Annotated in this window: 12 protein-coding genes; all 12 read right to left on the bottom strand. The window is 62.4% G+C overall.

Annotated elements, in window-relative coordinates; translation table 11 throughout:
* Window positions 1–25: 25 nt before the first annotated feature.
* Window positions 26–709 (bottom strand): conjugal transfer protein TrbF, encoded by a 684-nt coding sequence (gene trbF, locus AC2TC0_RS15405; RefSeq protein ID WP_484717455.1) that lies wholly within the window; start codon window positions 707–709, stop codon window positions 26–28.
* Window positions 710–714: 5 nt separating this feature from the next.
* Window positions 715–2,034 carry a P-type conjugative transfer protein TrbL gene (trbL, locus tag AC2TC0_RS15400; RefSeq protein WP_484717454.1) on the bottom strand — a complete coding sequence of 440 codons (1,320 nt, stop codon included), beginning with the start codon at window positions 2,032–2,034 and terminating at the stop codon, window positions 715–717.
* Window position 2,035: 1 nt separating this feature from the next.
* A complete protein-coding gene (gene trbK-alt, locus AC2TC0_RS15395; RefSeq protein ID WP_066528285.1) occupies window positions 2,036–2,362 on the bottom strand; it encodes a putative entry exclusion protein TrbK-alt in 327 nt (108 codons plus the stop codon).
* 4 nt (window positions 2,363–2,366) lie between these two features.
* The gene (gene trbJ / locus AC2TC0_RS15390; RefSeq protein WP_143146568.1) at window positions 2,367–3,125 is read right to left on the bottom strand and encodes a P-type conjugative transfer protein TrbJ; all 759 of its coding nucleotides are present in this window, start codon (window positions 3,123–3,125) and stop codon (window positions 2,367–2,369) included.
* A gap of 5 nt (window positions 3,126–3,130) precedes the next feature.
* Window positions 3,131–5,608 carry a conjugal transfer protein TrbE gene (trbE, locus tag AC2TC0_RS15385; RefSeq protein WP_484717453.1) on the bottom strand — a complete coding sequence of 826 codons (2,478 nt, stop codon included), beginning with the start codon at window positions 5,606–5,608 and terminating at the stop codon, window positions 3,131–3,133.
* A gap of 4 nt (window positions 5,609–5,612) precedes the next feature.
* Window positions 5,613–5,888 (bottom strand): VirB3 family type IV secretion system protein, encoded by a 276-nt coding sequence (locus tag AC2TC0_RS15380; RefSeq protein ID WP_484717452.1) that lies wholly within the window; start codon window positions 5,886–5,888, stop codon window positions 5,613–5,615.
* Window positions 5,888–6,217 (bottom strand): TrbC/VirB2 family type IV secretion system protein, encoded by a 330-nt coding sequence (locus AC2TC0_RS15375; protein ID WP_484717500.1) that lies wholly within the window; start codon window positions 6,215–6,217, stop codon window positions 5,888–5,890. Before AC2TC0_RS15375 ends, AC2TC0_RS15380 begins: the two co-directional genes overlap by 1 nt.
* Window positions 6,217–7,200 (bottom strand): P-type conjugative transfer ATPase TrbB, encoded by a 984-nt coding sequence (gene trbB / locus AC2TC0_RS15370; protein ID WP_484717451.1) that lies wholly within the window; start codon window positions 7,198–7,200, stop codon window positions 6,217–6,219. The genes AC2TC0_RS15375 and trbB overlap by 1 nt, the downstream gene beginning before the upstream one ends.
* Window positions 7,201–8,071: 871 nt before the next feature.
* Window positions 8,072–10,183 (bottom strand): family 16 glycosylhydrolase, encoded by a 2,112-nt coding sequence (locus AC2TC0_RS15365; RefSeq protein ID WP_484717450.1) that lies wholly within the window; start codon window positions 10,181–10,183, stop codon window positions 8,072–8,074.
* Between the two features lie 18 nt (window positions 10,184–10,201).
* A complete protein-coding gene (locus AC2TC0_RS15360) occupies window positions 10,202–11,110 on the bottom strand; it encodes a glycosyltransferase family 32 protein (protein ID WP_484717449.1) in 909 nt (302 codons plus the stop codon).
* The gene (locus tag AC2TC0_RS15355; protein WP_484717448.1) at window positions 11,097–12,734 is read right to left on the bottom strand and encodes a carbamoyltransferase C-terminal domain-containing protein; all 1,638 of its coding nucleotides are present in this window, start codon (window positions 12,732–12,734) and stop codon (window positions 11,097–11,099) included. Before AC2TC0_RS15355 ends, AC2TC0_RS15360 begins: the two co-directional genes overlap by 14 nt.
* A gap of 298 nt (window positions 12,735–13,032) precedes the next feature.
* Window positions 13,033–14,064, bottom strand: a complete 1,032-nt coding sequence (locus AC2TC0_RS15350) for a DNA/RNA non-specific endonuclease (RefSeq protein ID WP_484717447.1) — start codon at window positions 14,062–14,064, stop codon at window positions 13,033–13,035.
* Between the last annotated feature and the right edge of the window lie 7 nt (window positions 14,065–14,071).

Here is a 14,071-nt window from a genome sequence, read left to right as displayed (position 1 = left end):
GCAAGGCGACCGGGAATGGGCGAGATCATGAGCCAAGTTCCTTTGACCAGTTGATGGCATTGACGAAGATTCCGAGCGGGTTCTTGCGCAGGGCATCGGGCGTGCGCGGGGTCTGGACAGTGATCGTCAGGATCGCGGTCCAGCGACTGGTCTCGGCCAGGCTGCCATCGCGGTAGCGCCGTTCGACCCAGGCAACGCGGAAGCTGGTCGGCGAGGCGCGGATGACGCTGGTGACATCGATCCCGACCTGTTCGCGGCCTACAGCCGCGAAGGGATCGTTGGTCCGGGCATAATCGTTGAGCACCAATGCGCCGCGATCGGTGACAAAATCATAGGCGCGCAGCCAGTTCTGGCGGACGATGATCGGATCGTCGGGAATGCTGCGCACCTGCTCGATGAATCGCGCCAGGTGGAATGCGATCTGCGGGTCGCTCGGGTCAAAGTCGCTGACCGCAGGGGCGACGGTCTGGGCTTCGCCAAGCTTGTCGACCTGCACCACCCAGGGAATGATCGAGCCCTGCGAACCCTGCCAGACGATCCCCGCAGTGAGACAGGCGGACAGACCAAGCGCGCCGAAAAAGGCATAGCGCCAGCTTCGCGCCTGCACCCGCGCCGAGCCGATGCGCTCGTCCCAGACTTGGGCGGCACGCTGGTAGGGCGTTTCCGGTTCGGGGGTCTTGCCGTAGCGGATCGAAGGGCGTCGGAACATGTGTGTCAGTCCTTTTCTGAAGTGTCGACCGAGGCGCCGCCGCCGTGGCTGTCGCCCGATTTGAGCGTGTGCGCGGCGATACTCGCGCCGTGTGAGATCGCCTGCCGGTCCTTCATCGCCTTGGCCCAGGCGGGCTGGCCCTGCTCGGCAGCTGGAGGCGGCGATGGCGGCGGCGTGTTAGGTCCGGGTGTGATGCTGCCGCCGGTCTTGGTGATGGCGTCGCGGCTGCCTTCGCGGAAGGATTGCTTCACGCCGTCACCGGCCTTGCGCAGCGGCGATGTTGCAGCGCTGGCAGCATATTCGCCGACGGCACGCGCGCCGCCTGCGACCGCTGCGCCGCCCGACTTGCCTGCAGAGCCGAGAGCGTAGGCCATGGTCGCGCCGCCTGCAGCGCGCGACGTGCCTTGCGCGACATTGGAGGCAGCACTGGCCACCGCGCCGCCCGCCAGTTTTGCTCCGGCAACGGCACCGGCGGCAGCGCCGCCCGCGAGCAGCGCGGTGCCGGCTGCGGCGCCTGCGCCAAGCTGCGGCCCGCCCGAGACGATGCCATTAGCGATCCCGGGGCCAAAAATGCCGAGGCCGAGCAGCGCCAAGCTTGCCAGCACGATCGACAGCGCGTCTTCAATCGTGGGTTCGCCCGCGATAGCGGTAGTGAACTCGGAAAAGATGGTCGAGCCGATGCCAACGATCACCGCAAGCACCAGCACCTTGATGCCCGACGAGACGACATGGCCAAGCACGCGCTCGGCCATGAAGGCGGTCTTGCCGAACAGCCCGAACGGGATCAGCACGAAGCCGCAGAGCGTTGCCAGCTTGAACTCGATGAGGGTGATGAACAGCTGGATCGACAGGATGAAGAAGGCGATGATGACGATCGCCCAAGCGACCAGCAGGATCACGATCTGCAGGAAATTCTCGAAGAAGCTGACAAAGCCGAGCAGTTCGGAGATCGACTCCAGCAAAGGATAGGCGGCATCGAGCCCCACTTGCGCGACCCGGCCCGGCTGCAGCAGTTCGGCCGCTGTAAACCCGGTGCCACTGGCCTTGAGGCCAAGCCCGGCGAAACTTTCGAACACGATGCGCGCGAGGCTGTTCCAGTTGCCGATGATGTAGGCAAAGATGCCGACAAAGAGCGTCTTCTTGACCAGGCGGGCAAGAATGTCGCCCTGCTCGCCCCATGACCAGAACAGCGCTGCCAGTGTGACATCAATGACGATGAGCGTGGTTGCGATGAAGGCGACCTCGCCGCCCAAAAGGCCGAACCCGCTGTCGATGTAGCGCGAGAAGATGTCGAGGAAGCGGTCGACGACGGCGGTGCCACCCATGTTAGCGATCCCCCGTCATATCGAGGGCGGCATCCCCGCTGTTGTCAGTCACAGGGGGCACGACCGCCGCATCACGCTCGGCCTGCCCCAGGAACCGGCGGCGTTCGGCTGCCCAGGCTGCGGTGCAGATATCGACCGATGCCGCCTCAAGGCCGAGCGCTGCGCAATAGGCGAGGGTGGCCTTTGCATCGTCTCCGGCTTCATGTGCCGCAGCGATGACATCGCGTGGCGGCGGCGCAGGCTCTTCGCGCAGTTCGAGCACGGCCATGGTGATGGCAATGGCGACGAAGGCGCCGGCCCCAATCCGCGCAAAGAGCTTGCTGTCCATCGCCTCAGTTCCCGAACAGCCGGGCATTGCCCGGGACATAGGGCCGGCGATCGCCGAGGAAGCGGCGAAGCTGTTCGCGGGCCTGCGCCTTGGCGGCCGCTTGTGCAGCGGCGTCGAGCGATTGTGCCCGCGCGAGCGAGGCGACCGTAGCGGTCAGGTCCACGAGCTGCTGCGCCTGCACCGCCAGCAGCTGATTGCCAGCCTGCGCGGCCTGAAGCGCGCCGGTTGCCGACTGGCTTGAGCCAACGAGGCTGTCGATGGCGCCGCGCGTGCCGTCGATATTGCCGACCACGCCGGCCTGAACCCGTAGGGCATCCTCGAAGGCGCCGAGGCTGTTCTGCCACCGGGCTTCGGCGCCCTGGACCAGCATGCGCTGCGGCCCCGTCATCGCGCCCGCGCGATAGTTGTTCTGGAACTCGCGTTCGATCTGACGAACATCATAAGCCACGCGCTGCGCCTGTCCGAGCAAGGCCTGGGTCTGCCGGATCTGCGCTTGCAGCGGTTCGAGCACGGTCAGTGGCAGCGATTGCAGGTTGCGCGCTTCGTTGACGAGCGAGGTCGCCTGGTTCTGGAGCTGCCGGATCTGGTTGTTGATCTGCTCGAGCGTGCGCGCGGCGGTCAGGATGTTCTGGGCATAGTTGCGCGGGTCGAACACCACGCCGCCAATCTGTGCCCTGGCAGCGGTCGGCAGCATGGCGCCGACGCTGACCGAGAGAACCGCGGCACTGGCAGCAAGCATCGAGACGAATTTACGGGCTTTCATGGGCACTACTCCTGGGATTGGTCCGACCGCGGACCGGGCTTGAGAAGGGGCGAGGGGGCGGGCAGCAGCTCGGCTGCCCAGGCGAGGCCGCGATGGCGCAGCCAGCGCGCAGCAAAGTCAGCGCAGCCGTGCACGCCCGTGATCGCATCGATCGCGAGCTGGTCGGCCTTTGATGAGGTGGCGGTGAAGGCGAGCGCGACCTCGCCAAGGCCAAGTTCGAACAATCGGTTGCCGCGCGCCGACTGGCAGTAATAATCGCGCTTGGGCGCCGCCCGCGCGATGATCTCAATCTGCCGGTCGTTGAGGCCAAAGCGGCGATAGATTGCCAATATCTGCGGCTCAATCGCGCGTTCGTTGGGGAGGAAGATGCGGGTAGGGCAGCTCTCGATGATGGCAGGAGCGATCGCCGAGCTTTCGATGTCGGCGAGGCTCTGGGTTGCAAACACCACGCTCGCATTCTTCTTGCGCAGCGTTTTGAGCCATTCGCGCAGTTGTGCGGCAAAGGCGGGGCTGTCGAGGACAAGCCAGCCCTCGTCGATGATGATCATTGTCGGCGAGCCGTCGAGCCGGCCTTCGATGCGGTGGAACAGGTAGGAGAGCACGGCAGGGGCTGCGGCCGAGCCGGTCAGCCCTTCGGTCTCGAAGGCCTGAAAGCTGGCTTCCCCCAGATGTTCGCTCTCGGCATCAAGCAGCCGTCCGAACGGCCCGCCAATGCAATAGGGTGTCAGGGCCTGTTTCAATGCTTGTGACTGCAGGAGCACAGCGAGCCCGGTAAGCGTGCGCTCGGCAATCGGAGCGGTGGCGAGGGAAGTCAGCGCCGACCAGAGATGCTCCTTGGTCGCGGGATCGATAGTCACGCCTTCGGCAGTGAGGATCGCCTGAAGCCATTCGGCCGCCCAGTTGCGCTCTGCCGGTTCGTCGATCCGCGCCAGCGGTTGCAAGAGCACCGTGCCATTGCTGTCCTCAGCCAGGCCGGAACCCGTCAACGAGTTGCCGAGGTCCTGCCAGTCCCCACCGCAGGCCAGCGCCGCTGCACGGATCGATCCGCCGAAGTCGAAGGCAAAGACCTGGGCGCGATCATAACGCTGAAGCTGCAGCGCCATCAGCGCGAGTAGCACCGACTTGCCTGCCCCGGTCGGCCCGACGATCAGCGTATGCCCGACATCGCCGACATGAAGCGAAAACCGGAACGGGGTCGAGCCTTCGGTCCGCGCATAGAATAATGGGGCGGCGTTGAAGTGTTCGTCCCGTTCCGGCCCGGCCCACACAGCCGACAGGGGGATCATGTGGGCGAGGTTGAGCGTGGAGATCGGCGGTGTCCGGACATTGGCGTAGACATGGCCGGGAAGCGATCCGAGCCAGGCCTCTACCGCGTTCATGCCTTCGACGATCACGGTGAAGTCGCGGCCCTGGATGACCTTCTCGACCAGACGCAGCTTCTCCGCTGCCAGCGCCGGATCCTCGTCCCAGACGGTGACGGTGGCGGTGACATAGGCTTGGCCGACAAAATCCGATCCGAGCTCCTGCAGCGCAGCATCGGCATCGGCGGCCTTGTTCGAGGCATCGCTGTCGAGCAGCGTCGAAGCCTCGTTGGTCATCACCTCCTTGAGGATGCTTGCGACCGACTTGCGCTTGGCGAACCATTGCCGCCGGATCTTGGCGGTCAGTTTGGTGGCATCGGTCTTGTCGAGCATCACTGCGCGGGTCGACCAGCGATAGGCGAAGGCGAGCCGGTTGAGCTCGTCGAGCAGACCCGGGAAGGTGCTGCTGGGAAAGCCGACCACGGTCAGCGTGCGCAGATGCGCGCGACCGAGGCGCGGCTCGAGCCCGCCGGTCAGCGGCTCATCGGCCAGCAGCGCGTCCAGATGCATCGGGATCTCGGGAACGCGGACGCGGTGACTGCGGGTGGAGACGCAGCTGTGCAGGTAGGTCAGCGTCTCGCCGTCGTCGAGCCACGCCACCTCGGGGACAAAGCCATCGATTAGACGCAGCAGGCGCTCGGTGCGGTCGACGAAGAGGTCGAGCAGCTCCTTGGGATTGATGCCCTTTTCGGCCTTGCCCTCATAGAGCCAGCTTTCGGCGCGGGCGGCGTCTTCGGCGGGCGGCATCCACAAGAGGCTCAGGAAATAGCGGCTCTCGAAATGTGCGCCTTCGTCGGCAAACTGCGCGGCGCGTTCGCGTTCGACCAGTGCCGAGGCCGGATCGGGAAAGTCGCTGTCGGGATAGTCCGGCGCCGGGCGGCGCACCGCCTCAACGAAAATGGCCCAGCCTGAACCCAGTCGCCGCAGCGCGCTGTTGAGGCGCGCGGTCGTGGCGATCAGCTCGGCAGGCGTCGCGCTGTCGAGATCGGGACCGCGAAAGCGGGCCGAGCGCTGGAAGCTGCCGTCCTTGTTGAGCACGACGCCGGGCGCCACCAGCGCGGCCCAGGGCAGGAAGTCGGCAAGCCATTCGGCCTTGTTCCGATATTCGCGAAGCGAGAGCATGGGCTCAGACCCTCAGGAAAGTGGGGAAGCGCAGATGGCGCCGCGCGACATCGACGAATTGCGGATCGCGCCGCGCCGCCCAGACCGAGACCAGTTGGCCCAGCGCAAAGATCACCACGCCGGCGATCCACAGGCGCAGGCCAAGCCCGATCGCGGCGGCCAGCGTCGCATTGGCGATCGCCAGCCCACGCGGCGCGCCGCCGAGCAGGATATGCTCGGTCAGCGCGCGGTGAACCGGAACGACAAAGCCGGGCACGGCTTCGGGTGATCCAGTCTTCATCACACCAGCGCCCCGCCGCCGAACGAGAAGAACGACAGGAAGAAGGACGAGGCGGCAAAGGCGATCGATAGGCCGAACACGATCTGGATCATCCGGCGTGCGCCGCCCGAGGTGTCGCCGAAGGCCAGTGCCAGGCCGGTGGCGATGATGATCATGACCGCCACGATCTTGGCGACCGGGCCCTGGATCGATTCGAGGATCGACTGGAGCGGCGCTTCCCAAGGCATCGACGAGCCTGCCCCATGAGCAGGCCCCGCGATGGAAAGAGCAACAAGGCCGCCGAGCACGGCAGCGGAGAGGCGGGCACGGGCGCGCGACAAGGTCTGGATCACAATGAAACTCCTGTGGCTGGGGCTGTGATGGGAAGGATGGTGTAATCGCCATTGGCATCGAGGCCGGTGACCTCGGCGAGTTCGGCGAGCCGCCTTCCGGTCCCGTCCCGGACAAGGATGGCAATGACATCAATGGTCTCGGCGATCAGCGCGCGCGGCACGGTGACGACGCTTTCCTGGATCAGCTGCTCCATGCGGCGCAGGACCCCAAGCGCGGATCCAGCATGGATCGTGCCGACGCCTCCGGGATGGCCGGTGCCCCAGGCCTTTAGCAGGTCGAGCGCTTCGGCCCCGCGCACCTCGCCGATCGGGATGCGGTCGGGCCGCAGGCGCAGGGCAGAGCGGACCAGGTCGGAGAGCGTGACCACACCGTCCTTGGTGCGCAGCGAGACGAGGTTTGGCGCGGCGCATTGCAGTTCGCGGGTGTCCTCGATCAGGACCACGCGGTCGTCGGTCTTGGCGACTTCGGCCAAGAGCGCGTTGGTGAGGGTGGTCTTGCCGGTCGACGTGCCGCCGGCGACGAGAATGTTCTTTCGGCCCGCGACGGCGCGAACCAGCGCGTCGGCCTGCCATGCAGACATGATCTGCGCCGCGACATAATCTGCGAGCGTGAACACCGCGACGGCGGGCTTGCGGATCGCGAAACTCGGTGCAGCCACCACCGGCGGCAAAAGGCCCTCGAAACGCTCGCCCGTATCGGGGAGCTCGGCCGAAACGCGCGGCGCCTTGGCGTGAACCTCGACTCCGACATGATGCGCCACCAAGCGGATGATCCGCTCGCCGTCAGCAGCGCACATCCCGCTCCCCGTATCGGCGATCCCGGCTCCGAGCCGGTCGATCCACAGCCGTCCATCGGGATTGAGCATGACCTCGATGACCGAGGCATCTTCAAGCCAGACGGCGATCTCTGGCCCGAGCGCAGTGCGCAGCATACGCGCTCCGCGCGACGATGCTTGCGACGGGATGGGGATGACGCTCATGAATTGCCTCGTGTCGGCGAGGCAACCGATCATCGGCTGCGCTCGTGAGGCAGATCAAAGAGACATTGGAATGCTTATATGCAACAGCTTGTTGCAGTCATGGTAGCCTAGCGAAAAGGCAGAAATCGTGGCGCAGATGGATGATGGTCCCTACGACTCGGCCGCGTCCAGCGCATCGATCGCGACGCCCGTGCGAGCAAGGATTTTTGCCGACTAGAGCTGCTCTTTCAGGCATGGCCGCCAGCGTGCTCAGATCTATCGACCGGAATGTCTTCCAACGGTTTTAGTCGGCGATGTGCGCCTACAGCAACCCCTCCTTTGAAGGGTCGCTCACACCTAATTCACGCTATAATTCAGTTAATTGATTGATGCTGTTAGTTACAATGGCGGCGTTCAAAGAATGGGTTAGCTGAGCCGGGCAGTCGCTTCAGCGGAGAAGGCGATCCGGTACAATCGGACCAAATCTGGAGGGTTCTGAGACGTTCGTCGGGCATTCCGAAGCCGCAGTTAAATCGCATGCTTGCATCCTTGGAGGGCGGACGAGACTCGATGCCCCGGCACATTCCTGTGCCCCCTTGATGTAGAGAGCCAGGTTGGCTCCAAAGGGAGGTCCCAATGGCCGAAAACGTCCCCATGACCGGATGCACCCGCGATCAATGGCCGATGGCAGTCAGGTCCATCATCTTCAGCACGATGCGCTGATCGGCGCAGGCGTTGAGTACTATCGGTTGCTGCTGACACAACTTACCATCTGCTCAGCGTGAACCAATCAGCCGCATTCCGCTCAAATCGGTCGTTGAGGCTCCCGACCGGAAGCTCGAAAACTGCCCTTCGTCCATCAATCCGGGCATTACGTTGGCGGGAATGAGGCCTATTGTCCCGCTACAGTCAGAACTGATACGTCTCGAAACTCCGCCGTGGCCGGTAGTGTGTTCCGGTCCAACCGCCCGGCGAGCTCGACGGATCGCGGCGCCCAAAGATTGCAATGGAGCCGCATTGGCAGGTGAGGGATGGGAGTTGGATCCCAACTTCGGCGCTCGTGTACTGTCACGCCATCTACCGACCACAGGATCCGGTCCGGCAACCAGTCGACGGTATAAGTGTGGAAGTCTTCCGATGCATCGAAGCCGAGGTCGATCAGGCACGGCGAGCCGCGATAACCGAAGCCGATCGCAGCACCTTCATCTCCGGGGTTGAAGTAAACGTTTACAAGCATCTGACGCGGATTCTTTCCCGTCAGCTCGATGTCGATCTCTTGCCGCGGCGTATCGCGGTGAAGGAAGAAGCCTGTGACAAGACCAGCCCCGGCAGCCGCTTTAATCTTGGCTTGAAAACGCCCGTGTTGAAACGCTTGGCCTGACGCGATTGCGCCTGACTGGAGGGGCCTGACACCTTTGGCTGCGGCGACAGATAGGACAAGCCGTTTGCCTTGAGGTGCTTCTACAACGCCATTGCGCGCGAAAACAGCCATGTTGCCCGGAAAGGTTTCGATCAAGGTGACAAGTTCGGGCGAACAAGACCGGCCCGAACTTATCACCTCAATCGGCCCGGCTTCGTTCGGCGCATCGACGCACCGCGGTTGCCAATGTGCTCTCGTTGGCAGTACCCATGGCGAGTCGTCCATCGGCACGGTGACTTTCGCCTCGATTGGTCCAATGGACCGAGGAAGAGCGGCTCGAGCATCACAGAACATGCCAGTGCCCGACGGCGTACCAATGGGATACGTGTCGGACGGTTTTGTGAGATCCAAGAGTTCGCAAATGGGATCCCAAAGCGGCACAGACGGTTCTACGACGGCGGTGCGGCCGGGCGGAAGCTTCTCCATCAACGAGCCCTCATGACCGACTGCTCCGGCCTCGATTATGAATCTCACATCTGGACGCTCGATTAATGCTTGGAGCGCGTCCTGAGCGAGCGGCGGGTCAACCACGGCATCAAATATCTCTCCAACCGCAAAAAGATCAGAGGCAGAGAGTTTTGACTCGCCATATGTGAAGGCCCTCGTCCGGAGTCCTAGCATCGACAGCGCCATGGCAAGACCCTCGCTCTCACCAATAGTCCATGCGACTGTAAAGCCGTTTGGCGACCGCTCCGGTCGCGCCGGAGGTGCGCCGGCATCGATCGTCCCAGCGCGGGCGAGAAAGGGAAGGACTGAGTAAGCATTGTCCGAAGGACCATCTTGTCGTTGCAATATCGCCGGACGCGTGAGAGCGAGTGCGCCTAGCTCTGCAAAACGATAATTCATCCAAAGGTCGACTGGGCCGACGACAGGCATCGCCCGGAGCAGCGCCGCAGCACCATCACGTGACAAAACATAGCCAGACAAATACCAGAGCCCGCGGACGGGCCTAAATAGCGAGCCACATACGTCAGTCCTTATGGCCATCCCGCCGGCGTCGTTGTACGAGAGGTAGAGGAGGTGTGGTCCCGTGGTGTCTTCGCTCCGGCGTAGTGCTGCCCGCCAGCCCCGCTCAATGGCATCCGCTGCGCCGCGACGAAACCAGACGTCGTCCTCGAGCACTAGAACGTGTTGGTGCGGCCCGCGGGCGATCTTTTTCCAAGCCTCAATGTGGGATCGCGCTACAGCGACTTCCTGACGCGTCATCCGGATTGGGTGATCAACGCCAAAGCACTCCGCGAGCCTAGGATCCGGCTGCACGAAGAGCTGATCGCCCATACGATACACCGGGTCTACATCCGACGTAGCCGCCACCGCCCGTCCGTCCCGCGCGTCGACCGCGGGGAGACGCTCCAAGATCGTGGACAGCGGAGCGCCGTCTCCGGTTTTGAAACGCCCCACTTCCTGGAGCAGCCTTTGCCACCGTCCCGGTTGCCGGTCGAGGTTGATGGCAAGGATTGAACCGATCTTGTCATCGCCCGGGCCGAACGCATCGATCCTGCCGCCTGGCAATGACCACGCGAGACGTCGCGCAGACCGAAATACGAGCTGCCGAAGAGGAGCCGAAGCCTCCTGAAGATTCATGTCACTCGCATCCGAACGCTATGCTTGGCCCACGTCCATATTGCGCCAATTCCTGTAGTCGCCGCGGTAGGAAAGATCCCAGCGGGTCTCGGCGATGGCATCCCAATTGCGGATGAAGCGAAAGTCCGGGAGGCGGCCGGAGGTCTCGAGTTCCCAGGCATGAGCGGCGAGCGTCGCTGTTAGGTTACCCGGCCCCGTGGTGGATTGTATCTCCAAGTTCGAGCTGCCGCTGAGCAGCAATTTGGTCGCGCGCGCCAATGCCCGTGCGAGAATCGGGTGACCGGGAGCGGCTGCCAGCGGGTCGTTGTTAACATAAAAGATGCGGCTGTTCGACGGCAGATCCCTCCGCCATACGTCTCCGTCCTGCGCCATCGACTGCGCCTCCAAGTCGTAACAAAGAGGTTGGAGCTTCAGAATGCCGTCGGCGACGAGCTCCTCGACGTCATTTCCGATGAGCACATCGTCTGCGTCGACATAGAGACCACCCTCTCGGAGAATGAAGCACATCCGCAGATAGTCACTCCGCATGGCAGGATGTCGGCAACGATCGAACGCGTTTGCCTCACGGCACGTATAATGCTTTCGGATGTAGGTTGCCGCTGACACATCATCGAAAGTGAACAGTTTGAAGCCGTCGCTCCGCAGCCGGTTCCAACTGTCGAGGCAGGTTCGCACATCGTCTGGGAGGTCGTCCGGATCGTGCCAGTAGCGCACCACTGTGCGCGGGATCGGTGTCACCATGTATGTGGCTACCTCTTCATGCTCAGCTTGGCGCATGAGAAGCCGCCGAATGAAGTCGGATCGCAAGCCGTCGTCGTCCTCGAAACCGGGTGGGAAGGCCTCTTCAGGTCGATAAGGAGAACCGAGTTTGCCGTTGCCTTCCGCGACGTCGCAAGGCCGCTTACGACATTGGCTACGCTTCTTCACGTGCGCTCTCGAGGGTTCGGCGTGCATCCGCCTGGTTGACATAAGCTTGGTATCGTTCGGAAGACTTTAGAAGATAGATGCGACCTTGAACAACGAAACCATCGAGTGCGTGCTCGACGGCGTATGCGTCGAGATCGGCGATATTGTTGATGAAGCCCTTGCCTTTGAAGTTAAGCGAAGTGTTGCACAGAACGCCGTAGCCGGTGCGCTTCTTGAAAGCGACGAGCAGATCGTGCAGCGGGGCGTTCGATTCCGCAGTGACGGTCTGAAGGCGTGCGGTGCGGTTGACGTGGGTCACGGCCGCGAGAGCGCTCGTAGTCGCGCGGAATGTGAACAGCATGTAGGGACTATTCCCTGCGCAGCCGAACCAGTGTGCCGCATCTTGGCGAAGGCACACTGGTGCGATAGGTCGGAACTGCTCCCGCTGCTTGATCTCATTCAACCTTACCCGCGTCGCGTCGGCAAAGGGCGCGGCAAGAATCGAGCGGTTTCCGAGTGCCCTTGGGCCTATTTCCCATCGCCCATTCACCCATCCAAGGATGAGATCATTGGCGAGCAGGTCTGCGACAAGGTTGGGATCTGCCGCGAACACTTCATAGCGACTTAGATCGAACGCCAAGTCCGTCTGGAAGTCGAGACCTGCGTACACATCCCATTCGATTGTCGCGTTGCCCGTGAAATAGAACTGGGCGTCGATCGCGGTGCCAATGGCTGATCCGGAATCATTGGCCACGGGCGGAACGATCACTGTTTCGAAAAGGCCGGTTTCGACCCACTTCGTGTTCCAGTCGCAGTTGAGCCCGCACCCTCCGGCAATGACCAAAGGAAGATTCTTACGTAAGTTGGCGCGGGCAAAGGCGTGAAATGCCTCAAAGATACGGTCGCTGTAGATGCCAGCGAAGTCACGGAAATCGGGATGTTCCACACCAACATTGAGGTACGGGCAGGTCGTCAGCCCATCGTACATGTCCAATCGCACATCGGGAGATGAAAGAAGGAACTCGATCAAGCTCTCCTCAGCTGACGTTGCCTCAGTCCGTGTGGAGAATGACGCAAGCGCCATGAGCTTTCCGGCGTCCGAAAGTCTGGAGAACGGTGCGTCCTTAGGGAAGGTGGGATCGGCCAGCCCGTAGATCGAGGAATAGCGATTCCCCGGTTGACTCATGACATCTCTAAGTAGGGTGATATTTGCTTTACGATCAATCTCGTAGAAAGCGCCGATCGCTCCCTCCCACACCAGCGCATAGCATGGGGTGCCCTTAGGCAGGCCCGACATACCGTACGCGCAAAACAGGTGTGAACGTTCATGGGACGAGGAGAAGTGCCGCACGACTTGGCCGAACATGCGGCGGTCTTTGAGCAAGATACCTGAGGGGTCGGTCCCACGATAGCCGACGTGCTGCGCCAATGCCGGAGAGTGAGCCTCACGGGGCCACCACCCTCCTACGCAAACAACGTCTGGTATCTCGTCGATCAGGCCGAACGCAGCGAGCAGGTCTTGTGGAGACGTTGGCATGTACCGCCAGTTCGAGTCTTTCTCCGCCTCCACAGAGAATATGAGCCGACCATCCCTTACATAGGCGACCGAGCCGTCGTGGCCTGGATTGTAAGAAAGGATCCTCATGGCCAACGCGGACTCCCGAGACCAAGCGGCTTCAGTTCACCTACCTGCATCATTTTGATCGCCACCACCCATGCCCGAATCAAAATGACGCAGCCACTGCCGCTATCAACATCTTCTTCATGCAACCCTCCCAATCAGGAACAACGAAAATTCACGGATGAATTCAGAAAAGTCAATCATTTGCGAAGCTTCATTTGGCGGGGCATGTCATCTGCCACGAAATAGCTACACGTCGGGCGTCCGGGCCAACCGGCCGAGTACGGCAGACGACTTGCCATCGCTAAAGCCTTTGCGCCCATCACGGGTGGCTCCTCTGCCCGCCACATGGCGTGCTGCTATCCCAGAAACGGGTTTCGATCGGCCAAAGCTTACGTGGGCGCTTGCCCAGAAGAGCTTCCCGATCAGGATGGCCCGGGAAGAACCGGAGCCCGGTTCTTCGCTCGATTTCCCTGATCGTAACAAGGTTGGGCCGGTGATCGTAGACATGGCCGGCCTGGCTCGCCCTGTTGCAATTGACCCATGTCTGTGTCGGCACAGGTTTTCCGTCAGCACCAAGCGCATTCGGCTGCTCGAAGACAAAGGCCAGCGTGTCGATGCCCGATGGGCTTTCGTGGATGAGGATCTTGAAGAATGCATCTGGAATCTCGACCTTCAGCTCACCTGGGTCGCCGATTGTGAGCTTTGGTGTGGCAGGATCGAAGATCGGTCCGGCGATCACCCAGATGCTGCGATACTTGTTCGAGGCGGCGGCGGAGTAGTTCTCGAGATGCAGCCAAGGCCCCTGGTTTAGGTCTGCTGCCTGCGGAGAGGCATTCCAGAAGACATGGGTGTTGCAGCCTGCCTCGGGGCTGATGCGCTGGGCATGGTCGCTCATCGCGAGATGTCCGCGGTTCCACACTGTCCCAGCCCCGCTGTAGCTGTCGTCGAGACGGCGATTGGTGACACCCTGTTTCGCCTCGACAAGCGGTACCAGCCCGGGGGAGGCATACCACTTGTTCGGGCGGTCAATTGAGACGGGTGGTTCGTCGAAATTGCCGTTACGCCCTGGAGCGAGGCCTCGCAGCTCATACACAACGTATTCGGGATTGAGGCGCAGATCGGGCTGTCCGTCGCCGTCGTCGTCGTCAGCATCGTCGAACACAGCCGAAAAGGCGGTGAACTGATCCGACAGCTCGCTTGCGGCCGGAGCGACGCGCTGGTGATCATGGTAGGTCGAGACGAATTGCGGATATGGCGAATTCGTCGTCCCGCGACATACGAACCGCTGCGCCAAAACGGGCGCCGCAGAAAGGGCCAGTGCTAATCCCAAGCTCGCTAGCAGCAATTTCATCGCTCTG

Source organism: Sphingopyxis sp. sgz302558 (genome assembly GCF_057220455.1).
The sequence above is the reverse complement of the archived record's forward strand: the minus strand, read 5'-3'. Positions and strand labels throughout refer to the sequence as shown.